At 56.5% G+C, this 24,095-nt stretch carries 21 protein-coding genes; 5 read left to right on the top strand and 16 right to left on the bottom strand.

Annotated elements, in window-relative coordinates; genetic code table 11:
- Positions 1-136 precede the first annotated feature (136 nt).
- From G565_RS23420 to G565_RS0107770, 5 genes are all read right to left on the bottom strand, one after another.
- Positions 137-610, bottom strand: a complete 474-nt coding sequence (locus tag G565_RS23420; RefSeq protein WP_051207560.1) for a YeeE/YedE family protein — start codon at positions 608-610, stop codon at positions 137-139.
- Between the two features lie 2 nt (positions 611-612).
- Positions 613-1,056: a YeeE/YedE family protein gene (locus G565_RS0107785; protein ID WP_037338225.1), complete on the bottom strand. Its 444-nt coding sequence runs from the start codon at positions 1,054-1,056 to the stop codon at positions 613-615.
- A 97-nt stretch (positions 1,057-1,153) separates the two neighbouring features.
- The gene (locus G565_RS0107780) at positions 1,154-2,035 is read right to left on the bottom strand and encodes an MBL fold metallo-hydrolase (protein ID WP_028670420.1); all 882 of its coding nucleotides are present in this window, start codon (positions 2,033-2,035) and stop codon (positions 1,154-1,156) included.
- A gap of 201 nt (positions 2,036-2,236) precedes the next feature.
- Entirely contained in the window at positions 2,237-3,943 is a 1,707-nt protein-coding gene (locus tag G565_RS0107775; RefSeq protein ID WP_028670419.1) for a SulP family inorganic anion transporter, read from the bottom strand.
- A 15-nt stretch (positions 3,944-3,958) separates the two neighbouring features.
- Positions 3,959-4,747 (bottom strand): hypothetical protein, encoded by a 789-nt coding sequence (locus G565_RS0107770; RefSeq protein WP_028670418.1) that lies wholly within the window; start codon positions 4,745-4,747, stop codon positions 3,959-3,961.
- Between the two features lie 203 nt (positions 4,748-4,950).
- Here G565_RS0107770 and G565_RS0107765 point away from each other — a divergent pair, with 203 nt between their 5' ends.
- Entirely contained in the window at positions 4,951-5,919 is a 969-nt protein-coding gene (locus tag G565_RS0107765; protein ID WP_169579622.1) for a DUF3080 family protein, read from the top strand.
- Between the two features lie 80 nt (positions 5,920-5,999).
- Positions 6,000-6,440: an acyl-CoA thioesterase gene (locus tag G565_RS0107760; protein ID WP_028670416.1), complete on the top strand. Its 441-nt coding sequence runs from the start codon at positions 6,000-6,002 to the stop codon at positions 6,438-6,440.
- Between the two features lie 4 nt (positions 6,441-6,444).
- Here the strand turns inward: G565_RS0107760 and G565_RS0107755 are convergent, their stop codons facing one another.
- From G565_RS0107755 to G565_RS23415, 4 genes are all read right to left on the bottom strand, one after another.
- Positions 6,445-7,806 carry a ribonuclease J gene (locus tag G565_RS0107755; protein WP_028670415.1) on the bottom strand — a complete coding sequence of 454 codons (1,362 nt, stop codon included), beginning with the start codon at positions 7,804-7,806 and terminating at the stop codon, positions 6,445-6,447.
- Between the two features lie 100 nt (positions 7,807-7,906).
- Positions 7,907-8,866 (bottom strand): sigma-54 interaction domain-containing protein, encoded by a 960-nt coding sequence (locus G565_RS0107750; protein WP_028670414.1) that lies wholly within the window; start codon positions 8,864-8,866, stop codon positions 7,907-7,909.
- Entirely contained in the window at positions 8,859-10,475 is a 1,617-nt protein-coding gene (locus G565_RS0107745) for a SulP family inorganic anion transporter (RefSeq protein ID WP_028670413.1), read from the bottom strand. Before G565_RS0107745 ends, G565_RS0107750 begins: the two co-directional genes overlap by 8 nt.
- A gap of 3 nt (positions 10,476-10,478) precedes the next feature.
- The gene (locus G565_RS23415; protein ID WP_037338221.1) at positions 10,479-10,811 is read right to left on the bottom strand and encodes a protein tyrosine phosphatase family protein; all 333 of its coding nucleotides are present in this window, start codon (positions 10,809-10,811) and stop codon (positions 10,479-10,481) included.
- 355 nt (positions 10,812-11,166) lie between these two features.
- On the opposite strand from G565_RS23415, the gene G565_RS0107730 reads away from it, so the two are divergent.
- On the top strand, positions 11,167-11,778 hold the full coding sequence (locus G565_RS0107730; protein WP_028670412.1) for a Yip1 family protein: 612 nt from the start codon (positions 11,167-11,169) through the stop codon (positions 11,776-11,778).
- A 296-nt stretch (positions 11,779-12,074) separates the two neighbouring features.
- Here G565_RS0107730 and G565_RS0107725 read toward each other — a convergent pair whose 3' ends face one another.
- The 3 genes from G565_RS0107725 to G565_RS0107715 all read right to left on the bottom strand — a co-directional run bounded on the left by G565_RS0107725 (position 12,075) and on the right by G565_RS0107715 (position 15,116).
- Entirely contained in the window at positions 12,075-12,977 is a 903-nt protein-coding gene (locus G565_RS0107725) for a hypothetical protein (protein ID WP_157600024.1), read from the bottom strand.
- A gap of 119 nt (positions 12,978-13,096) precedes the next feature.
- Positions 13,097-14,167: a patatin-like phospholipase family protein gene (locus G565_RS0107720; protein WP_028670410.1), complete on the bottom strand. Its 1,071-nt coding sequence runs from the start codon at positions 14,165-14,167 to the stop codon at positions 13,097-13,099.
- Positions 14,168-14,366: 199 nt separating this feature from the next.
- Positions 14,367-15,116, bottom strand: coding sequence for an inositol monophosphatase family protein (locus G565_RS0107715; protein ID WP_028670409.1), 750 nt, complete (start codon positions 15,114-15,116; stop codon positions 14,367-14,369).
- A gap of 265 nt (positions 15,117-15,381) precedes the next feature.
- Here G565_RS0107715 and trmJ point away from each other — a divergent pair, with 265 nt between their 5' ends.
- Positions 15,382-16,158: a tRNA (cytosine(32)/uridine(32)-2'-O)-methyltransferase TrmJ gene (gene trmJ / locus G565_RS0107710; protein ID WP_051207558.1), complete on the top strand. Its 777-nt coding sequence runs from the start codon at positions 15,382-15,384 to the stop codon at positions 16,156-16,158.
- Position 16,159: 1 nt separating this feature from the next.
- Positions 16,160-16,948: a serine O-acetyltransferase gene (cysE, locus tag G565_RS0107705; RefSeq protein WP_028670407.1), complete on the top strand. Its 789-nt coding sequence runs from the start codon at positions 16,160-16,162 to the stop codon at positions 16,946-16,948.
- 23 nt (positions 16,949-16,971) lie between these two features.
- Here the strand turns inward: cysE and G565_RS0107700 are convergent, their stop codons facing one another.
- From G565_RS0107700 to G565_RS23400, 4 genes are all read right to left on the bottom strand, one after another.
- Positions 16,972-17,838, bottom strand: a complete 867-nt coding sequence (locus G565_RS0107700; protein WP_028670406.1) for a hypothetical protein — start codon at positions 17,836-17,838, stop codon at positions 16,972-16,974.
- A 256-nt stretch (positions 17,839-18,094) separates the two neighbouring features.
- On the bottom strand, positions 18,095-18,913 hold the full coding sequence (locus G565_RS23410; RefSeq protein WP_051207556.1) for a UDP-2,3-diacylglucosamine diphosphatase: 819 nt from the start codon (positions 18,911-18,913) through the stop codon (positions 18,095-18,097).
- Positions 18,914-19,156: 243 nt separating this feature from the next.
- The gene (locus tag G565_RS23405) at positions 19,157-21,712 is read right to left on the bottom strand and encodes an ExeM/NucH family extracellular endonuclease (protein ID WP_051207554.1); all 2,556 of its coding nucleotides are present in this window, start codon (positions 21,710-21,712) and stop codon (positions 19,157-19,159) included.
- A gap of 327 nt (positions 21,713-22,039) precedes the next feature.
- Complete coding sequence (locus tag G565_RS23400; RefSeq protein WP_037338217.1) at positions 22,040-23,896, bottom strand: sigma-54-dependent Fis family transcriptional regulator; 1,857 nt, start codon at positions 23,894-23,896, stop codon at positions 22,040-22,042.
- Positions 23,897-24,095 lie beyond the last annotated feature (199 nt).

Genomic DNA, 24,095 nt, shown 5'->3' with positions numbered 1-24,095 from the left:
ACCGATCAGCTTGTCGCTTTCGCCGGGTTGATTCAAGCGACATTGGTCATTTGCAGGCACTTGGACTGGAAAAATGCGAGCTGAGACAAAAAACCCGGCTTAGCCGGGTTTGGGAAAATAGCATTCAACACAGTTGTTAGCCGACGCAGGCCTCATTGGCCTGGTGTTTCTGGTGCTTGTAATCTTCGTATTTGGCCAGGCCAAACTTCGCGCCCAGGGTACCCACCACGTAAGCGGTGAAGATGGTCAGAATGCTACCGTCAACAAAACTCAGCGAGGTGATCATTGGGCCCGGGCAGTAGCCTGCCAGTCCCCAGCCGGCGCCGAACAGCACGCCACCGATTACGATGCGCCGGTCTACCTGGCTTTTGCCGGGTATGCGAAACAGCTCTGCCAGTACTGGCTTGCCACGTTTGAGGATCAGTGGCGTGGCGATGGCGTTTACGATCAGCCCCCCCCCCATCACGAAGGCCAGGGAAGGATCCCAGGTGCCAAAGATGTCCAGAAAATTAACCACCTTGGCCGGGTCGATCATTTGCGCGACGGACAAACCAAAGCCAAACAGGATGCCAGCAAACAGAGCCGCGGCCAGACTTTTCGATTGGGTCATGATCAAGCTCCTCCGCTAACCAGGTGACGAACGATGTAGACCGTGACAAAGGCGGTGGCCATGAAGGTCACCGTAGCCACCAGCGATCTCGGGCTGCGCCGGGCCAGGCCACAGATGCCATGGCCACTGGTGCAACCAGTGCCAATGGTGGTGCCGATGCCGACCAACAAGCCCGCGACGATCAACCAGGGTGTACCGACAACGGCTTCAATATGGTCAACACCGGCTCCTGCGCCCAGCCACTGATAGATAAAACCACCGATGACCAGTCCGGCGATGAACAGGATCCGCCAGCTGACATCACCTTTTTCCGGATAAACGATTCCACCGAAGATCCCGGAGATCCCGGCGACACGGCCTTTGACCAACAGCAGGAACGCTGCGGATAAGCCGATCAGCGCGCCACCAATGGTCGCTGACAAGGGAGTGAAATTAACGATTTCCATTGCAACCTCGAATAAGTTATTGCTAATTTAGATTGTTGAGAATTAGGGCGCCAGCCGGTCTTTGCAAGGGCCAGCGACCGAGCTGGCATTGTTGCATTTAAACTACCCGATTCATTTTCAGGTTGAGCGGTATTTTCAGGTACCGCTGGTTGTTGCTTTCCATTTTGGGAAGGTGGCCCGCATCGATGTTCACCAGAATGCTCTGGTAAATCAGCTTCGGAGCGGCCAAACCAGCGTCCCGTTTTTCGCGGAAGGCAACGAACTCATCTTCAGTCGTGTCGCCTTTAAGCTGTATGTTCTTTGCTTTTTCCTCGCCGATGGTGCTTTCCCAGGCAACCTCTCGTCCGCCGGGCTGATAATCATGTCCGACAAAGACCCGGGTTTCATCGGGCAGGCTGTAGAGGTTGTCGGTCACGCACTGGTACAGGGTGCGCGCATCGCCAGCGGGGAAGTCGCAGCGACCGGTACCGTAGTCGGGCATGAACAAGGCGTCTCCGGTGAATACCGCACCGTCCATCAGGAACGACAGGCAGGCTGGTGTGTGCCCGGGGGTTGGTAGCGCTTTGATCCGCAATGTACCGGCCTCGAGTGTTTCAAAGTCTTTGATCAGGGTGTCAAACTGATTGCCGTCGGTTACAAACGAGTCTTCCAGGTTGTAAACCGTCTTGAAAACGGTCTGTACACCGGTGATGCGCTCACTGATCGCGACCTTGATGCCAGGGTACTCATCGCGGAACAATTGACTGGAGCTCAGGTGATCGGCATGGGCATGAGTTTCCAGCACGTAGTGCAAGTTCAGTTTGTTGTCGGTGACAAAGTCGACCACTTGCTGGAATGACTGGTCAGACACGATGCTGCCAATCGGGTTGTAGTCCAACACCGGGTCGATGACGACCGCATCACGGCTGTCTTCGTCAAAGACCACATAGGTCAGGGTAAAGGTGGCCGGGTCGTAAAAGGTTTTGATGGCTTGTTTCATGGTGATTCTCCAGTCCGATGTAAGGCGCATTCCGGATGTTGTGTTTCCGGTGTTGCTATCTCTATTGCCAGTACTGTGCCAACTTAGAGTGCGCTTGATACGGGCATTTCAGGATATATTAGTAAAATCTGTATTAAGTGGTTGCAACATCTGTTTCAAGTTGTAGCAACGGGCCGGCAACGGCCCGTTGCGCTTGCATAATCAGCGTTGTGCGTAATCCCGGGCCGCTTGAATGGCTTCGTCTGTTGTCAGAAAGAAGTGATCCTCACCGAGCGATTGCGCAAAGCCACTGCGCTTCATAACGTCCATAACCGGGCCCTTAACGTGGGCAAAGAACAGGTCGACCTGACGCAGACGGTAGTCTCTTAGCAGTTCATGCAATGCCGTATCGGCTGACGAATCGAGCTGGTTGACTGCGCTGGCATCCAGGACCAGAGCTTTCAAAGGACTGCTCATACTGGCTTCTTCGCGTTTGACGGTGTCTTTCAGAAAGCTGACATTGCCGTAGTAGAACTGGGCGTCGAAGCGCAGAGCGAGCACATTGGGAGTCCTTTCAGCCTGGTCATGACGCTTTACGTTACGGTACTGGTCTGTTTCTGGCAGCTTGCCCAAAACGGCGTAGTGGGGTCGGGTTGTTTTGATCACGAACCAGACCATGCTCAGACCGACCGACAAGAAGATGCCGTATTTGACCCCGAGCACCAGGGTCGCTGCAAAGGTGAAGATCAGCAGGCCCAGGTCATCGCGCTTTACTTTCCACAGGTGCTTTACCTCGTGTAGGTCGATCAACCCGAACACGGCTACCATGATCACGGAAGCCAAAATGGCGTTCGGGATGTAGTAGAAAAGAGGCGTCAGGAAGACCAGAGCGATGCCGATCAGCACGGCGGTAATGATCGCTGCCAATCCGGTATTGGCGCCCGCATTGCGATTGACCGCGGTGCGACTAAAGCCTCCGGTAACGGGCATGGCTTTGAACATTGACCCGACGATATTGGCCAGGCCCAGCCCAACCAGCTCTTTGTTGGCGTCGATTTCATACCGCTTTTCAGACGCAATTTTCTTGGCAACGGCAATGCTTTCCATGAAGCCCACAATGGAAATGGTCAGCGCGATTGGCAACAGGCTAACGATGCTGGTCCAGCTCAGAGTGGGTATTGAAAACTCGGGGAAGCCCGCGGGTACTTGGCCAACAATGCTGACACCGGCGGTTTCATTCAGGTTGAACCCCCATACCGCCAGCGTCGCAATGACGACGGCGATCATGGCACCGGGTAACAGCGAACTGATGCGCTTGAGGCCCAGCAGTAGCACAATACCGCCAACGCCGATTGCCAGAGCGACCGGGTCCATCGCATTCACCTGGGTCAGGGTTAACCACAGGGTTTCGGCAATGTTCTCGGTGCGCGGCAGTGGCAGACCAACAATGTGCTTCAGTTGGCTAAAGCCAATGATCAGCGCAGCGGCACTGGTAAAGCCGGAAATGACGGGGTGCGACATAAAGTTGGTCACAAACCCGAGCCGGAAGGCGCCCATCAAGAACTGAATGACACCCACCATTAACGCCAACAGAATGGCCATGGCGATGTACTCATCGGAACCGATGGGTGCCAGCACACCCACACCGCTGGAAACCAGCAAGGCCACCATGGCAACGGGGCCAACGGCAAGCTGGCGCGACGTTCCAAACAGGGCGTACACCAGCAGTGGCATTACTGAGGCGTACAAGCCGATATAGGGCGGCAATCCGGCCAGCATGGCGTAGGACATGGCCTGGGGAATCAGCATCATGGTCACGGTAATGCCGGCGATCAGATCGCCGCGCAGGTGACCGCGCTGATAGGTTCGAATCCAGTCTAAAGCCGGAATCCATTGGGCGACCCGGCGGTTGAAGGTAAGTTGTGTCATGTTATGAAGCTCCTGTTAAAGCCGAATGTGGTCGACGTTGAGTTCGGGTGCAAGTGCGTTAAGTGTCGTTTCGGCGGCACGATTATGGGCTTGAATCAGCGTAGGCCAGCTTGAGCGGTCGAGCCCGGGCAGACCCGCCGCATCGATGGCTTTCAAAAAGCGTTCTGCCAGCGCCTGCTTTAAAGGCCGATGACAGAAAAAACGATCCTGTTCCATGGGTTCGGCCAGCAGCAGGGCAGATTCCTGGTCCAGATTCTTACTGAACTGTTCTTCCAGCAACAGCACGCTTTCTTCCCGGTGACGACCTGCCAGCACATCGAACATCACATTTGGTACCTGCCCAAAGTACAGACGGAAGAACGCCTTGATAGCCCGTGAAACCAGTGCGGGAGGGATCTGGTAGTCAATGGGGTTCTGCATGATCAGCTTGATATGACCACAACCCTGCAATTCTGACGTAGTCGCTAATTCACAGAAAGAGCGTTGCTGGCTGGCGTTCAGGTCACGCAGCCGGGTTTCGGTTTCCAACCCCATCCGGGCGAAGATTCGGTCAATGGTATGCTGGTCACTGTGTAAATAAACAGGGCCAACCTCACTGGCAAAGAGTCGCATATAGCGATCCACATCGTCCTGCGACAGGCAGCGGTCCTCTGCAGTTTGTATTGTAGCCAGGGTATGCAGAAACAGCCCAAAGCTGCCTCCGGCTACGCTGTAGCGAATACCCTGGGTGCGACCATCAATGCAGGTACAGGGAACTTTCTTTAAAATTTCGTTGGTTGGCATCCAGACCAGTGTGTGTGCCATAGCGGATTCCTCTTACAAAAGTAGGGTCAGTGCTGCGTTGAACCGCCCTGACGGTAGGGTTACTTGTCTGAGGTATATCAAGTCTTGTGCCAACACTTAACTGTTTGATATATAAGGGTTTTATGGGGCTTTGTTTGATGGCTTGTTTCAGTGTGTTGCGACAGATGTTTCGATTTGCAACAATATTGCTGGCGGTGTTTTTGATGGCGTGCACGCAGTCGGGCGATGACTTGTTGGCTGATTACGTCAAGCGGGTCAGTCGGGTGCTGGATGCTGACATTCCTGCTGTAATGCCGATCGACCTGCCGGCCTACCCTGCCACTCGCGCCTTACGCCAGGCACCGCCGGAGGTGCACATTGACGTACTGGATGCCTGGGCATTGCGCGGCTGCGAAGTGTTCACTTTGATGGGTGAGCGAAACAGCATTCTGGGTCGCGTGGCCGACCCACTGATTCGTCTCGACTATGAACGCCGATTACTGACCTTATTGCCCCAGTGTTTGGCCTCCGAGCCTGATCTGGACAATGAACTGGTCACCGAACTGGACGCCATTCTGGACCTGAAAGTTGACGTGTTTCCGCAGCATCTGTTTAACGCCACCCTGGCTAATCCCGACTACCAGCGCTACTGGACCGGAGGCAGTGGCGGTTTCGCAGCGGGTGATGAAGTCGATTTCGAAGGCTACCGGGCCGCCCAGCAAGCACTGGCGGGTTATACCGCACAGCCATTACCGGTCACTCAGTCTCAGTGGCTACAGAGCATGAAGCTGATCACGGAATACCCAATGGGCGGGCGCAGTCTGACCGCCATGCGCTGGGCAATTGAAGCGCTGGAGCAGAGCGAGCAGATGTTGCGTGCTGCGGCCGAAGACGCCCGGTTATGCCCGATGGGACGACCCTTGCAGGAGCTCGGTTTCGCCCGCAATGTGATGGGCAATATTTTTGCCCGGGAGGTTCAGCCATGGCTGGTTGGGGTTGATCAGCGTTTTCTGGCCGGCTACGACGCACTGAGTGCAATGACTGGAACCCTGGGCATCGGGAATTCGGCGATACAGGCGTTTGAGCATGAGCTCAACGCGTACCACAACCGATATCGGACTCAGATTCGTCAACAGGTTGAGGCTTGGCAGGCGTTGTTCGACGCTTGTGGTGAGCAGGCGACAGGCTCCTGATTACACCGGCACGGCCTTCTGTTCTTTTGGCAAGTCGGGCACACTGCCGATTCTTCAAACCGACTCAAACAGGAAAACCCATGGCGATGACTCTGGAAGACTTTGAGAATGCCTTCCCCGTTCGATTGGAACTGCCGGTACAGTGGGGCGAAATGGATGCCTTTAATCACGTTAATAACGTGACCTATTTCCGCTATTTCGAAAGCGCCCGCATCGCTTATTTTGAAGCCTGTGGGTTGTTTGGCCGCAAGGAAAGTTCGGGCATCGGCCCCATACTGGCCTCGACGGAATGCCAGTACCGGCGTCCGGTCAACTACCCGGACCGGCTCTGGGTCGGGGCACGCATCGGTGAGATTCAGCGCTTTGGTTTTATTCAGCACTACGGTATTTTCAGCCAGACCCAACAGGCACTGACAACCGAAGGCAGTGGTCGAATCGTATTGCTTGATTACAACACCAATGCCAAGGTCGAACCCGATGCGCAGTTGCTGGCGCGTATCGCTGAGCTACAAGGGCAGTAGACGGTTATTCTGTCGCAACCGGGATTAATGCATCCCGGTCCCAGCCCAACCGACCCGTCATGGCTGCTTTACGACGAATCCCTACGACCGGTTTGATGTAAAACAAGTCGCCGTTTTCACCGGTCAATTGCCGGGTAACCCCGGCACCGCGTGCCAGTTTGGCATTGGCCGCCATGTGCGCTTTTTCACCGTGGACGGGGATGGCCAGCTCGGGTTTCACCCACTGATACATCTGCGTCAGTTCATCCGCTGCCGGGTGGCCGGAGGCGTGAATCGGCAAGCCGGCTTCTTCGGCCGTAATGACCTGTATATCGCGAGCTTTCAGGGCTTTGATCAGCGATTCAACCAGCAATTCATTGCCAGGAATGATGCGCGCACTGAACACGACGGTATCACCGGCTTCGAGCGTCAGGTCCGGGTGAGTGTCCCGCGCGAGCCTTGACAGCGCTGCGCGCGGCTCACCCTGACTACCAGTGGCAATGGCCATGAAATGTTCGCGCGGGAAGAAGCCGAGGTCAAAGGGATCGATAAACCGGTGTTTGGTGTCCCAGTAACCCGTTGCCTTAGCCGCTGACACCATGTTTTTCAGGGAACGACCGAGCAGGGCAACCCGGCGACCGGTCTGGTCGGCAGCTTGCATCAGGGTCACCAGGCGCGCGACATTGCTGGCAAAACAACTGACGACAACCCGGCCTTTCGCGTTTTCGATGATCTTGCGTAACCCCGGTATCAACTCTGATTCAGAGACCGAATGGCCCGCCACCAGTGCGTTGGTTGAATCACACACCATGGCGGAAGGCGATTCCTCGGCCAGTGCCTGAAACGTCTTGGGCGCAATGGGCGGTCCTATGACGGGACCCGGGTCGAGTTTCCAGTCGGCGGTATGGAAAACGCTGCCGACCGGTGTGCGGATCATCAGCGCCTGAGGCTCCGGTATGGAATGGGTAATGTTGAGCCATTCGACGTTAAAAGGGCCGATCTGACGCCGGTCGCCGGGTTTGACTACGTCGATTGAAATTTGCCCGGCCAGGTTGAACTCGATCAACTTGCGGCGCAGCACCTCAGCGGTAAACGCAGTGGTATAGACCCGACCTTTGAAGCGACGCCACAGATAGGGCAAGGCACCCAGGTGGTCTTCATGGGCGTGGGTAATAACAATGCCAGCCAGGTGATCGGCGCGTTCGGCAATGAAACCGGGGTCGGGCATTTGCACATGGGGTTGATGGGCCTGACCGGGGTCGGCAAAGGTGACCCCGCAATCGATCATCAACCACTGGTCGTCGTGGCCGTACAAATTGAGGTTCATTCCTATTTCGCCGCAGCCACCCAGCGGCAGAAACCAGAGATCGGTGTGATCGGGGGACATTCTTTCTGCAGTTGTCTGAAAATGTAACGATAGTTTACCGAATACCGGGAGCGACTGTTGGGAAAGGCGGCTCAGGAACGAAAATTCTTCGCAAACGGGCTTACATAAGCTGCAAGGATTTCATTTTCCGCCAGAGTGTAGCGCGGGAAATGCCCATGGCGTCGGCGACCACCTGTTTATGGCCCTTGTGCTGTTGCATCAGGGCGAGAATCTGGTCGCGCTCGCTATGTTCGAGGCTGATGTCCGATTCATCCGGCGGGGCTTCGCCGCGCAATTCCGGTGGCAAGTCCTGCAAGTGAATGGTCGGGCCTTCACCAATGGCATGCGCATAGGTGATCACATTGATCAGTTCGCGAATATTGCCCGGCCATGGGTAGGCCAGCAAGGCGTCGAAGGCCTGGGCCGTGATACTGTCGATGTGCCGCTCGTTTTCCTGATTCAGGCTGTGAATGAACTGCCAGCTGAGCATGGCGACGTCGCCAATGCGACTTTTCAACGGTGGTAGATACAAGGGCACGACCCGTACGCGGTACATCAGGTCTTCCCGGAATTCGCCGGTAGTGGCGAGCTTGCGCAATGATTTGTGGGTTGCGCTGACCATTCGAATGTCCGTATGCAGCACTTCACTCGACCCCAGTGGGGTGAAACACCGGTCTTGAAGTACTCGCAACAGGCCAGCTTGAATATCCAGCGGCATTTCGGCAATTTCATCCAGAAAGAGGGTACCGCCGTCGGTCAGCTCAAACAGGCCGGTTCTATCGTGTGTGGCACCGGTAAAGGCGCCGCGCTTGTGGCCAAAGAGTTCAGAGGCCATCAGTTCACGCGACAGAGCGGCGCAGTTGATGGCACTGAACGTCTGGCTGGACCGGCGCGACTGATCATGGATGTAGCGCGCCACCAGTTCCTTGCCGGAGCCGGTTTGACCGCGCACCAGAATGGACGCCTGGGTGCGGGCGACGCGCTCGGCCTGAGCCATGAATTCGATCATATTGGGGGCAACTGTCAGCAGACCGCCAAAGTTATGAGGGCGCTGATCATCGGGCCGGTAGAGCTCAGTCATCGTTCATCTCCGGTTCAGGCTCTTTTATACGCTGCGCCATAACACGGTCACACCAGGGCAGGCGAATCCCCAGAGTGTTGGAGAGCTGAACCAGGCCTGGTGTGTGGCCACATATCTGGATGTCGATGTCTCGTGCCTGACAGTGTGCGACAAACTGCTGCAATGCCTGCAAGGCAGCTACGCGAATGTGGTGAGTGTGAGTCAGGTCGATGGTCAGCAACGTTGTCTTTGGTGCCAGCATAGCGATGAGCCGTTCGGGTAACTGCCGTGCAGCGGCAAAATAGAGGCTGCCCGAGATCTGAATCAGGGTGTGCGGGCTGTCCAGTTCGATGGTGTCGCGCAACCAGCCGTCTTCGTCCACGGCGTAGCGTCGCAGCAGAGGCACACTTGCCTGGAACAGAAAGATCCCTAGCCCCAGGGCTGCGCCGAGCAGAATGGCCTCGTGAAAATTGAGGACCAGCGTGCTGATCAGAGTTACCATGAACAGGGTTCGGGTCTGGGAATTGGCTTGCAAAATGGTGCGAATCTGCACTGGTTTCAGCATCGACAGGGCTGTGGCAATCAGTAAGCCCGCGATAACCGCCTGGGGGATGGCACGGATCAAATCGGCGCCATAGAGTATGATCGGCAAAATCGCCAGAGCAGCGATAAAGGGTGCCCAGCGTGTCACGGCACCGCCAATGTCCAGCAATACCGATCGGGTCAGGGAGGTGCTGGCCGGGAATGCGCCGGTAAGACTGCCAACCAGGTTGGCCACGCCCTGGCTGCCCAGTTCTGCTCTCAGCCAACGTTGTTCTGCGCGGTTGCGCAGAGTAACGATCAGTTCCAGAGAGCCGATAAAGGAGACGGCAAAGCCCGGAATGATCAGCGCCTGTACCATGCTCCAGCTGGGCCAGTGAGTGGCCAGTTGCGGCCAGCCATCGGTAATGACCGTGGTTTCCTCAAGGGTTATCCAGCGTTCCACCACAGGCCAGGGTGCCCAGATAACCAGGGCCGTGCTGACCACCAGGGTCATCAACGGGATCGGCCAGCGTGGCAGGAAGCGCCGGCCGAGCACGACCGATGAGAGCGCGAATACCGACAGGCCAACGGCGGCCCATTCAATATCCGGCGGCCTTAGGCTGGAAAGCTGAACCAGTTCATCCACAACATTGCGCACCTCGGAAAAAGGCGTGCCGATGAATTCATCCAATTGCATCAGGGCGATGATGACGGCGGCACCGGTAGCGAAACCCACCATGACAGCCTCAGGTACGAAGTCGAAGACACGCTCGGCGCGCAGAGCAACGATCAGCAGGCGTGACAGCCCTGCCAGAACGGCCAGTGTGGCCATGGCAGTGAGTAGCTGGTCGGGCTGGTCTGCCCAGGGCGTCAGGCTGGCGAGAATGATCAGGCCCGTGGTGTTGGTTGGGCCGACGGTCACATGGGCACTGCGGCCAAAGGCTGCAGCCACCATGCCCGGTAGGGCAGCCGTGACCAGGCCATACATTGGGGGCAACCCCGATAACATGGCGTAGGCAAGGCATTGTGGAATGCCGACCAATGCTACCAGCAAGCCGGCGTTGATGTCGCCGGCGCGTGGCAGTGAAAAGGATATGGCTTTCGGCAAGACTCAGTTGGATCCCTGGGTGGCGTTGTACAGAATACTGCTGCGATTGCCGGTTCGGCAGTAGGCAAGAATGTTGCTACCGTCGTCGATCAGGCTTTTCAGTGTACTGACTTGCTCGGGTGAGTAATTGGGTCCGTTCATAGGCAGTTCGACGAATTTGATGCCGGCAGACTCACAGGCACGTCTGATGTCGGCGGCGGGTATCTGGTCGTCGCTTTCACCATCCGGCCGGTTGCAGACAATAACGGCAATGCCCTGTTCTTTGGCTTCGGTAACGTCGTCGACAGTGATTTGCGGACTGACCTTAAAAGTGGGGGACAATTGGGTAATGTTCATTGTTAAGCGCTCCTGCTTATCGTCGAGTTGTTCTGGATGCTACCACCTGAGTGAGGGTGGTGCGATACCGCCGGACAGATAGCAGCGTCCGGCATTAGTATTAGTAAACAATAATATAATGATATGGATCACAGTTTCCAGAGATTGGTCGTGGCAGTGCATTAATTTTCTGTGTCGCGGCGCCCGGCATGCTTGCAGTCTGCGCCAATTCCTCTATGTTATCAGTCAGAATCCGGCCACTTCCACGGTGCCTGTGAACGGTTTGAACAGGACATGCTTTGTGCCTGGTAGACCGGGCAGGTGATCGTCAACAACAATAACCCGCATCGGCCGGAATGATTCTTTGGAGATCACTATGATTCTGGATCACACCCTTGGTATTTTCACTCACCCTGGCAGTGAGTGGTCACTCATTCGTAAACAGCGACGTAGCAAGACCATGGAGTTCCTGACCCATGTGCCCATACTGGCGCTGATTCCTGCGGTGTGTTTCTATTTTGGCGTGGCCGAAGTTGGCTGGCGTCTGGGGGACGGGCCGCTAACGGTGCTGACGGCGCAAAGTGCGCTGGTATTGTGCGTGTTGAGCTACCTGGCTGCGTTGGTCGGAGTGTGGACATTCGGCGAGTTCATCACCTGGATGACAACGACCTATTCCGATGAGCCGGTCGATCCGCACCACGGCATGGCGTTGGCAGTGTACACAACAGCGCCGATTTTTCTGGCCGGTATAGTAGGTGCTTACCCTCTGTTGTGGCTGAACGCGGTGGTATTTGCGCTCGCTGCGGCTTATGCGGTTTACCTGATTTACGAAGGCCTGCCCATTGTGATGAACATTCCCAAGGAACGTGCCTTTATGTACGCAACCTCGGTGATCACTGTGGCGCTGGTGCTGCTGGTTACTCTGCGGGTAGGTACCGTCATCGTCTGGTCAGCAGGCTTCGGACCGGAATATATGGTTGTTGAATAGTTTGTAATTTGGTGCCAGGAATCCGTTTCGGCTACCGGGTGTCCCTATCCGGGGTCGGGCGGAATGCCGCCCACTCAACCCGTCCATGGAGCCTAGGCTTCGGGTTATGAATCCCATCCGTGGGATTCACCCTTCGGGCTCGCTGCGCTCGTGCTAAAACGCTCCTGGCGTTTTAGTCCATGCCTCAGACTACCCCAGATAGGCCCACCCGGCAGCCCACACTTGATCCTGTGCAAACTTAATAATCGCATTAGAATAAGCCGACCTCACTGTCGGCTTTTTTGCGGCTGCCCGATTTAGCGCAAACTGGACCAGGCAATACTGTCCCGGTAGCCGTTGCTGTCGGTGCGGGTTACGCCATAGTCGGAGAACTCCAGATCCACCCAACCCCGATAGGCAGTGAGCCGGATCTTGCCGGCGTGTGGCCGGGTATCGTTCTGGTACCAGTGGACGCCGCGTGTGGTGGTCAAACTGGCTGAGTTGGTGCGCCAGCCGTCGTCCAGCCAGATACTGGCACGGGCTTCAATGCGAAAATCGGTAGAATCCAGCTCGATGATATCTGTGTTGATATTGGTGTAGTTCAGGTCACTGCGCTCGGCACGCATGCGCAGGCGGCCGGTCATGCTGCCTTCAAGCGAATCGATGCGGTCGAAGTAATCGTCGTACCAACCCATAACGTCAAAATCGAGCTGGCTGTTCAGGGTGACATACCCCTGCCAGTTGAGGGTGTCGCAGTCCACAGCCTCTGCCATCACATCCATGGTAATGAACGTCATGCTGTCGGAATAGGTTTCGGTTTCCCCGTAGGCATCGATGCTGGTGTAGCCGCCGAAATCGCAGGCTCCGCTGTCAAACAAGTAGGTTGAGGTGGTTTCAACTGGTACATGGCTGCGGCTGGCCATTCGAGCCGATGGGGTCAGGAAAGCCTCCGGGTCGGCGATCATCTCAATACTGGTGGCGCTCAGGGCGTAGGGGACCAGGGCGCTGCGCACCAGAAATTCGGTGTCGTAGCGTGCCAGTGTTGGTGTGACTTCCGTGTCGTAACCGGCCTCATGCTCTTGTACATCGGTGACGCTTACGTGGCAGCCCGTCAGCAATAAACCGGCAATGGCCATAGTGGCCAGACGGCGTATCCGGACAGGCGAATTTGGGTGGGTCCCGGTTGCAGTAAACCGGCGATGCAGTCTGGACTGAGTCATGGGTAAGGCTCCTTGTTCAATGGAGCCAGTATCGCAAGGCAGGCTGAACCCTATCTGAACTGAACCCGAGAGCGGATGCAGGTGTTCAGATTGGATTCAGGAAGGTCTGTTTCAGGGCGTTAGCGGGCTATGGCTTTGATGGGTTGCAGCCGCTGCGCCAGTTTGCCGGTACTGACCAGGTCGTGAAACTCGTCAGCCAGGGCACGGTTCATGTCGACCACAGTGTTCCAGTAGCGAATACGAGTTTCAGCGTCCAGGGTTTCAAAGTCTTTCCGGTCCGGGATTTTGCCGTAAGGCAATTTCTCGATGAAGGCCCGGCTTGGGCAGACGACGAGGGTGTGACTGTAGTGGCTGGCCGTGACCTTGCGCCAGGGCAGTGGCTTGTCAAACCAGCCAGGCTTCAGCACCGGTGAAAAGTGCGGGTAAAGCACCAGGCCGTTGTCGGGTTTGATCGGCAGGTCGAAGTGATAATCAACCATGCCGCCATCTCGGTAGACCCCCGCTGGCGCGCCAGCCGGGTTGGTGACACCGTGAATCACCACCGGAATGGCACCGCTGGCTTGAAGCGCCTGGCGCAGGTTCTCGGAGCTCAGTGGTACCTGATAGGTGGTGAACTGATCCCAGTCCGACAAGGGTAAATGGCCCTGGGGGCTGCGAAACACAACACGATCGAAGTATCGTGACAGGGTGGCTCGGGAAGCCATATTGCTGGCAGCAACACCGGTAAATACCCACGCCTGCTTGCGCGGCGAATGGGTTGCCGTGATGCCCCTGCATCGAGCCGTAACCAGGTGAAGTCGCCGCTGGGGGTGTAAATCTTCGAACGGAGTCTCGCTGAGCATTTTCTCGATAAAATCATTCACCTTACCGGTAATTTCATCGGCATCGGCGTTATCTGAGTAGCGCTGGTTCAGGTAACCCTGTTCCAGCCGATCAATGGCGGCAACCGGGTTTTTATTGGCATAAGCTGTCATGCGCCAGGCGCCGATGGAGCTGCCAATCAGATTCAGCGGGTGCTGTATGGCAGGCAACCATTCACTGGCCAGATAGCGATCGAGATGGCTCAGTACAAACCACTTGGGGCCGCCCGAAGCGCCAAGAATGACGCGGATGGATTGCGGCGATAACCCTTCGTTTTGAATGGTCCGGTAGGCGTGCTCGCCAGCGTAGAACGTGAGCGCTTGGGTCAAACGAGTGCCCCTGTATTTGCGGAAAAGGCGCACTATACCCTCTGGTTGCCGATGCCCCAAGGCGAAGCGGGCAAAACAGGGGCGCAGATGTTCAGAACCGGAAAGGAGGTCACAGAACGCCGTTGTTTTTGCAGGAACATCCGTGTTCCGGTAACAACTGCAGACACGTCGCGATGTTTAACGGTTTGCGCGTTCTGCCTTAGTTGCGGCTGAACAACTGTTTGAACAAACGCGGTGATGAGGCCAGTAGTTCACCCTTTCTGGCACTCACGGGGCCGCCGTTGCGATCCCCGCTAAGGGCCCCTGCTTCTTGCAAAAGCAGGCTTGCAGCCGGAAAGTCAACGTCGTTCAAATCGTCGGCGAAGGCCAGTTGAACCCGACCGGCGACCAGTTGAGCAATGTTCATCAGGCCACAGCCGCTGACGCGAATGCCCGCAACGCGCTCTGACCAGCGACCTATTTCGGCAGGGTCGCTGCTGTCAATCGCGGCCAGGGCCAGATCCAGGGTTGAAGCGTCTACCCGCACACGGCGCTCGTTCAGTTGCACGCCACGTCCGCGCATGCTGGTCCACTCATCACCGGTGATCGGGTCGAGCAGGGCAGCCGCTTCGATGCGGTCTTTGACAAAAAAGGTGACGACGATCAGAAAGCCCGGGTAGCCGGAGCGGTAGTTGGACTCACCGGCCAGGACATTGATTTTCCAGCAGGACTGACCATCGTAGTCGCGGCTTTCGTCCATGCCGATGTGCAAGCTGTCGATGTGATGGCGCGGGTGGCCTTTGCGAATGGCTTTGCGCGCACGCCAGGCGGCGTCTTCTATGGCCTGATCAAACACGTCTTTGCGGGTAGCCCCTTCGGCGGTCAGTGAATCGATGTTCGACAAGGTATAGGTCAGTTTGTCGGCTGCGTTGCGCGCGGCGCGCAGGGCAATGGTCAGTATCGGTTGCATGGTCGGTTCACACTCACATCTAAAAAGGGTTAAACCATACCGGATACGGGCGTGGGGGCCGGCCTAATGTCGGGCGTGTGACAGCACAGCCAGACAAAACGGACCGGACGAGCCAGTTCAGGTACGTCGGTTTTATCCGCAAAAACGGGTTTGTTAAAGAGCGGTTCGGGCGCTTTCCCGAACGAGGGCGCGTATAATACACATCTTTAACGCACTCTTTAAGTCTTGGTGTGCAGTATTTGAGCAAATAGAGGTAGATTCAAGCATGTCGCAGTCAAGGGACGCCGCAGGCGAAACGGGCATCCGGCTGGATGAAATTAAAGTGGTTCTGGTGCATACCAGTCATCCCGGTAATATCGGGGCGGCCGCCCGGGCCATGAAGACCATGGGGCTGACCCGGCTGGTGCTGGTCTCTCCCAAGGACTATCCGTCTGGCGAGGCTTTCGCTTTGTCTTCCGGGGCACACGATGTGCTCGACCGGGCTGAGGTGGTCGACGACATTGACACCGCCATTGCTGATTGCACGCTGGTGGTGGGTGCGTCAGCCCGTTCAAGGTCGTTGCCCTGGCCATTGCTTAACCCCCGTGAAATGGCCGACAAGGTCGCGTCTCACCCATCCGGATCGTCCGTGGCCTTGTTGTTTGGGCGTGAACGCAGTGGCCTGACCAACGATGAGCTGGCTAAGTGCCACTATCACGTGAACATTCCGTCGAATCCGGACTACAGTTCTCTGAACGTCGCTCAGGCGGTTCAGGTACTGTGTTACGAACTGCGGATGCGACAGGAGCTGGCTGTGCCGCAGACCCGAACCGACTGGGGCGTTGACTGGGATCAGCCGCCGGCCCGGGCGGAACAGCTTGAAGGGCTGTTTGAACACTGGGAAAAAACCCTGGTTGAGATCGACTTTCTCGACCCCACTAATCCGCGTACCCTGCTCAGTAAATTACGCCGCCTGATCCTGCGCGCGCAGCCCGATGAAGTTGAAGCCAATATTTTACGTGGCATGCTGACACAGATAGACAAGTCGATAAGGAAACCCTGACATGTTCCGCAACCTGAAAGAAGACATCCAGAGCGTCTTTGACCGAGATCCGGCAGCGCGCAGCTGGCTTGAGGTGATCCTGAACTATCCGGGTTTGCATGCCATCCTGATTCACCGTTTCAGCCATAAACTGTGGCAGTGGAATCTGAAAACTCTGGCGCGCTGGGTATCCCAGCTGGCGCGTTGGTTCACCGGCATCGAAATTCACCCGGGCGCCAAACTGGGTCGGCGGTTTTTCATCGATCATGGGATGGGCGTAGTGATCGGTGAAACAGCTGAAATTGGCGATGATGTGACCATCTATCAGGGGGTGACGCTGGGCGGTACCAGCTGGGAAAAAGGCAAACGTCATCCAACCCTGGAAGACGGCGTTATTGTCGGTGCCGGTGCCAAGGTGCTGGGGCCATTTACCGTCGGGAAAAATGCGCGGGTGGGCTCAAATGCGGTGGTAACCAAAGCTGTGCCAGACTACGCAACCGTGGTGGGCATACCCGGTCGTATTGTGAAGCAACAGGGCGAAAAGGTGCTGCCATTCAGTGACAAGCAGAAAGCCATGGCCGATAAAGTAGGCTTCGATGCCTACGGTGTCTCACAAATGCCGGACCCCACAGCTCATGCCATTATGGCTTTGCTGGAGCATATTCACGCGCAGGACCAACGTATAGACGTCATGTGCAAGGCCCTTAAACGCATCGATTCCACCTATACCAGTACGGAATCCCCCGAGTTGAGCGATGAAGATTTCGCTCCCATTGAGGACTCCGACCGGTCAGCTAACGCGGGAGGTTGAGTGCAGCTCCTCCCGCCTAGTCGTCAGGCGTTGGCGGTTTGGGGTCTAAAGGTGCTTTTGGGATGTGTAGGGATCAGCTGGTTTAAGTCTCTAACAGCGTAAAAAGTATCCCTTGAGTGGCATACCTGATCGTAGAGATTGCGCCCGAACAGATGGTGACGTCGCGGAAAACGCAGTTGAGGGGGAATCAACGCATAACGTCGGCTTTGGCCCAGCGGCTGGGCAATAACAATGTCGAGAAAAGGCGCCAGAAAAGCCAGATAGCTGTCGATATCGGTCCCTTCAACAGCAGATATCAGTTCAAGTTCGTGCGTTCTGGACAGCAAAGCGTCTTTAATATCCAGAGCACTGCAATAACGCCCTTTATTGAGAATAATGGCATCGTACTGAGCGTCGACCCAGACCCAGGTGTTTTCTTCACTGAGAAAAACTTCCAGACCCGTATAGCATCCGCCCAACGGCCGGTAATGACTGTCGCGAGTATGCAGTTCAATCAGGCGGGTGGGTATTCCAACCGCCTGCAGAGCGTGGCCGAGCACGGTTACAAAGTCGCTTCGACCAAATTGCTCCCCCTGACTCACGCGCGCGAGAATATCAAGCGGGTTGTGTGAGGCGGAGCGATTACCGGTTTGGGGCTCCCAGCGATTGAGCGTCCACCGCAGCAATGCGTCGAGGCGCTCGCTGTCGAGGCGGGCATGCCGGACAGCTTTGTCGAGCTGGTAGCGTTGTGCCAGTACCGCCATCAGTTGAGAGCGCTTTGGATCGGGCAGGGGCATCTCCGTTCCCGGGCTGTACCGGAAAGGACGTGAACGTGGATAGTGGTTTAATGACCAGTAGCAAACGCCAAACACCATCAGAAACAGAGTGAGAATTACGATCAGTGCCAGCATAGAACCTCCCGGGAATCCGTTCCGGCCGTGTATCCGAAGACTGCGTTAAGCCTTGATTGAAAAACCTGGGGCTACACCAGGCAGCGTCTCACTGCATGGTCTGTCCCGGGTTTTACTGGCCCCTTAACATCGGCGTATGGAGTACCGTTATACTTTGGCCCTTAACGTCGTGCAGCGCAACGTGCTACCGCCCCGGTTTGTGATTCAATTGACACTCAGGGAGCAATTATTTGGTAGTAAAACGTAAGCAAAGGTTTCAACGTGTCTGATTGCTCATTGCGATACCCGGCTCCGGGGCCATCGCCGGGTGCAGTCGTGTACCAGGGGCCGTGGCGTTGTGCGGCACCTGAAGCAATTCCAGACTGCCGTCATGGTGCTCCAGCAAAGCCGTGCAGCTTTCCACCCAGTCACCATCGTTGGCATAAACGAAGCCGTCGCTGACACGCAGAGTTCCCTGATGGATGTGTCCGCAGATCACACCCTGAACACCCTGACTTTGCGCATATTGGATAACCCGGGTTTCAAAGCTCTCGATGTAGGCCCGGGCTTTTTTGCTGCGCACTTTCAGTGCGCCGGGTAGCGACCAGTAAGGCTTGCCAAAAAGAAACCGGACCCGGTTCAGGTAACGGTTCAGGGTAACAATGGACTCGTAGGCCCATTCACCCAGGTGCCACCAGAAGTGCCCGCAATAGATATCGTCATCGAAGCGGTCTCCGTGCAGCAATAAATAGCGTTCGCCGGTTGCGGCTGTATGAATGGCCTCGTGCTCGACGCTGATGGGTCCCAGCGTCGTGTCGGCGAAGTGACGAAAGAAGGGGTCGTGATTGCCCGGCACATAGACGACTTTGGTACCGTTGTTAGCCTTGGCCAGTATCAGCTTTAAAATGGCTTCGTGCTGGCGGGACCATCGGCCTTTGCGGGTGCTGAGTTTCCACAGATCGACAATGTCACCCAGCAGGTACAGGGTTTCCATGTCGGTGGTGCGCAGGAACTCGGCAAGCAGGGTGACCTGGCTGTTGGGGTTGGCCAGATGTATATCGGAAATAAACACGGCTCGTACGGATCGATTCGTCATAACAGCGGGCTCCGGTCATAGCAGACAGAGCCAGACTATTGCGGCGATGTGACGGGTAGGCGACAGAGTGGTGACGATTTGATGAATGGTGGTTCGTCTATTTCGGCTGGCTTCGGTGGCGGAAAGCCGTGCCAGCTACCGGGTAGGCCCTAGCACTTGCCCAATGTCAGCGGATTATTCAGACATAAGGATAGACTTGGAAGTTGGGTGTCAGGGCATCAGAACGATGCCCTGACCAGGGGATTAACGCGGCAACGTCTGGGTCAGACTGCTGGTGGCGCCATCGTTGTCCGTGACAGTCAGGGTTACCTCACGGATCTGATTACGCTTGAACAGATAGGCCGGAATGATCTTCCAGTCACCTGAAAAAGCGAACTGACCGGCATTCCAGTCTTCGGCGACCAAGTAACCGTCATCGTCGCGGCTGTCGCTGATAAAGACATACCAGAACAGGAATCTGAACACACTGAACGAGACGTTCGGAGGTGTATTCAAATTGAAATCGACGATAACCGGGTCGTGGTCGGAAGACCGGTAAGGCGTGGGTGCGTAGAGCAGCTCAACGTGATTGTCGGATTTGAACTCGGTGTTGTAATCCAGCACCAGCGGCTCATCGGTGTTGATGTGCCAGTCCTGCACGTTAATGACCTTGGCCTGCAAACTGGCAGAAGCCAGGGCATGGTCGAGGTTACCGGATTCACCGTCGAATACGTAAGAGTATTCACCGTCGCCTTTCAGGTTGGCATAGCCGGCATCGGCCAGAACCTGCAATGGATCTTCCATTGAGTAGGCGTTCAAGTCGCCAATGATCATCACATCGGCATCAGCTACACCGGTCGGGTTGGTGCTCAGCCACTCAGCCAGGGCGGTCGCTGCGGCAGTACGAACGCCGTTGCAATTGCCTTGCAGGTTGGGGTCTTCCGGGTCGCCGACGTCGTCACAGGAAGAGCCTTTGGACTTGAGGTGGTTCACCACAACGGTAAAGCGATCACCACTGCCCAGATGTTCAAAACTCTGGGTCAGAGCCGGGCGGTTTTTCTGATCGTTAAACAGGGGCTGGCCTTCATCGTCCAACGGAGAGTTGTCGCTTGACAGAACCTGGGCGCCGTTAACCGGTGCCACGATGCCCGCGCGATAAATCAAGCCGACGGCGATGGAATCGGTACCAATGCCCGGGCCTCCGGTTGAGATGTAGTCGTAGAGCTTATCGGCTGGCTGGGTGACATTCAGTGCATCGACCAGTTGGGCGATGGCGCTGTTTTCGTCAAAGCCGTCGTTCTCGATTTCCATCAACCCGATGACATCCGCATCCAGTGCTGAAAGCGCTGCAATCAGTTTGGCCTCCTGGCGCTCCAGTTCCAGCGGTGTATCGGCGCCGCGGTCAGTTGGGAAACCGCCACCAAGGCCATCGCCGTTGTAGTAGTTCAGCACGTTGAAGCTGGCTACGCGCATGTCGCGATCCAGGGTGTCTTCAGGGGCTGCTTTTCTCGGGTTGGTGCCCTGCAGTTGCAAGTCCCCGGTCGGGATCAGCTTGTAAGCGCCGAATGAATAGTTCAATACACCGCTGAGGTTGTTGAGGGTTTCGCCAATGCGCAGGGTGTTGTAGGCCGACAGCTCAGGCGATGGGAACCGCATGGGGTCCGGGTTCTGAGTGCGAATGCCATCTTCCACAATCAACTTGTTCAGATCGTTGGCCTCATTAACGGCAAAGGCATCCGGGCCAGGGGCAGCCACTTCTGTCGGGATGTAGCGACGACCCTGGCTAACGGTGAATTCACCATAGCGGCCCAGTTGATACACTTCGTTGACCGTCAGCGTCTGGTTGCTGGTCACCCGCATGCCTTCGAATGCTTCGAGGTCATCGGCGTTATCCAGTGGCAGCGAGACCAGCGCGGGTGACGGCAACAACTGGTTACTGGCGCAAACAGAGATGCCATCGACATCATTGATCTGGGTCAGGCCAAAGTATTCGTCCACGGCACCATTGACTACAACCCGGTCGCCAACCGCGACATCGGTATCGTCGTAAAAGACAAAGATACCCTCGGAGGTGCCCGGATCACCGTCTTGCTCGCTATCTTCTTCTTGCAGGAAGAAACCGCTGAGCTGGTTGCCAGCCTGGTAATCGGCAACCACAATCGCTTCTACCGATACGTTCTGTCCCAGCAGGGGTGAGGCATCGCCGCTGCCCTGAACGCTTGAAATCAAGGTCATCGGTTCGCCGCATTGCGCCAGTACGGGATCGTCCGGCCCACCATCGTCACCGGTGCCACCATTGCCGAGGTAGGCAAAGGTGTTGCTGGCAAAAGAATCCCATTGTTCGGTTGGGTCGAAGGCGTCCGCAAAGTTCGCATCACCCTGGGTAATCTCAGTTTTTCGAACCAGGGTGACGTTGGCGCCGAAGGTATCGGCGCTGCCCAGCTGGCCAATACGGTCGACCACGGTATCCACTTCGCGCAACAAGACCACATCGTTGCCATTGAAGTTGGCCACGCCCGATGTTGTGTCGGTGACGTCGAGGATTTCCTGAGTAGCCTGGCTGTTCGCGATGACGTACACATCACCGGCACCCAGCGTGCCGCCCAGCGTCAGGGCGGTGTTCAGACTGGTATTGCCATTGGAGTAGAGTTCGACGCTGTATTGACTGAGGTCAATCGTTGCGTCGCCGGTATTCTGGAGTTCGATGGCTTTATTGAAGGAAGATCCTTCAATGTATTCGGAGAAAATCAGATCGGCCTGAGCACCGCCAGCATAGGCTGCGGCAATCATCAGGGCCAGGGTGGTTCGTCTGGCGTTCATGGTATCCCTCTCGTTTTCATCGGGTCTCACTGACATCCATGTGGGTTGCCGACCACAGAGTCCCGTTATTGTTGTTGTGATTGCAGCGTATCGACTGCAGAGCTGCGTTCTACTTTTTTAGTTGTATCTCGCACCCCCGAGTCCGACAGACTCCCGGGTACGGTGCAGCATCATTAGTTGAACATTTGGTCAAAAAATGATCCTGACCACATTACCGGAAAAATGTGACCGATTGGTAACATTTTTAGGGATATCCGACTGCAAAGTGCGAATTATTCGGATTTGATCAATGCAAATACTGCAATATATCGCTTTAGGCTGGCTGTTTTACTTGCCACTGAGCAGTCTCAGTTTGCGATGCAGTGTAGACCGATCAATGTTCAACTGTCGGGCCGCGGCTGAGACGTTACCCTGGTTGTCTGTCATTGCGGTGTTGATGGCGAATTGTTCCCAGTCGGCCAGTGCCGCGCCGTTCGATTCAACTCGGGCTTCTGCGAGAAAATCGGCTGACAGGTGCTCGGGGGTTATCGATTCATCCGGACCGCATAGAATCCGGGCGGTGCGGAGCACCGAATGCAATTGTCGTAAATTGCCGGGCCAGGGGTGCTGGATCATCAGCCGGTAACTTGCCTGACTCAGGGTTCCACCACCGAGGTCAGCCAGCACCTGGTCGATCAGTGCCCGAATGTCGCTCCGTGAGCGCAGCGGTGGCAGGTTCAGTGTCAGGCCGTTGATTCGGTAATACAGATCCTGGCGAAACACGCCTTGACTGACCGCTTCACGCAATCGGGCATGAGTGGCACATATCAGATCGCAATCGACAGGAATGGGCTGGCCACCGCCGACCGGGGTCACCTGCCGCTCTTGCAGCACTCGCAACAGGCGTGACTGGAGTGAACGGGGCATGTCACCAATCTCATCGAGAAACAAAGTGCCGTTGTCTGCGTCCAGAATACGTCCCCGAGAGCCCGCTTTGTCAGCTCCGGTAAAGGCGCCGGGGCGATAGCCAAACAACTCAGCTTCTATCAGCGTTTCGGGAATGGCTGCACAGTTGACCGCCACCATGGCGCCGCTGCGAGGTCCGGCCTGGTGCAGCGCCCGGGCCCAGACATCTTTGCCCACACCGGTTTCGCCCTGCAGCACAATGGGAATACCCTGACCGACGATCCGCCGTGCCTGCGTGATCAGCTTGGCGATATCGGGGTCGGTGCTGTCCAGTGCGGCCAGGGGATCCTTTGTCGCGGACACAGGGGTTGCTGGGGCCGGTCGGGTTGGGCGCGTCGGCGCTCGGTAGGCCTTGTGCCGGGCATGCAGCGTCTGTCCGCTCTGCGTTACCAGGCTGGCATGGGCTTCGGGTTCGGTCAGTCGAGGGAACAGAGTGCGCAGATTCAGTGGCTGTTCAGTGCTATCAGTCACGTTCAGATGGTGTCGGGCCCAGCGGTTGGCGCCGATGATGTGGCCATTGTCGTCATAGGCGATAATGCCTTCATAGAGGCCACCCAGCAGATGCGCATGCGGGTGCAGGTACATCAGGTGTGCCCGTTCACAGGTGCGTTCGAGCAGGCTGTTCTCGATCATCGATACGGCTAGGTTAACCAGAGCCATGGTGTGACGCTGCGAATGGCGGGCATCGCTGGATATATCGAGTACGCCAATCACCTGGCCACCGGGATCGAATACCGGTACCGCAGCGCAGGTCAGAAAGCCGTTCTGGTCAAGAAAATGCTCCTGGCCATGTACCACGACTGAGCGGCCTTCGCTGGCAGCTGTACCGATGGCGTTGGTGCCGCGGGCGCCTTCACTCCAAACGCCACCGGGCATCAATTCAACGCGTCGTGCTTCCGGTACGAAGGCAGCATCGCCCACCCCGTGGAGGATGGTGCCGGTCTGGTCAGCCAGCAACACAGCACATTGAGTATCCTGGATTTGCTCGAACAGACTTTCCAGTTGTGGACGGGCGATATCGAGCAGGGTGCGGTTGCGTTCGCGAATATGGCGGAATTCGGGTTGCGACAGGCGGGCATCGCGGCTGCAGTGTCCGGGGGTAAGGCCAGACTTCAGGCTGCGCTGCCAGGATCGTTCAATCAGCGGCGATATCAGAGTACCGGGCGTCTGGTGTTGTTCAAAAAACTGATGCCTGGCGGCGGCCAGCGCTTCGGCGCTGGGGTGAGTCGAAGAAGTCATCTGTGATCTCCCGGGGTGTGGCGTTTTGCAACACCTGGCGCACCCTGCAACACCCTAATTGGGTGGAGGCCGATACCCGACCGGCGTTTGAGTTTTTATTGTTATGCTCGTTGTTCACGCTGAATAGCCCATAAACAGGGGCTTTCCGGTGCAGTCGTGTGTGGCGGACAGCCCCGGTTGGCAAGCCTTGCCTGACTGA

Origin of the sequence: Saccharospirillum impatiens DSM 12546, from assembly GCF_000423605.1 — a bacterium.
Lineage (GTDB): Bacteria > Pseudomonadota > Gammaproteobacteria > Pseudomonadales > Natronospirillaceae > Saccharospirillum > Saccharospirillum impatiens.
This window is presented reverse-complemented; position numbering and strand designations above follow the sequence as displayed.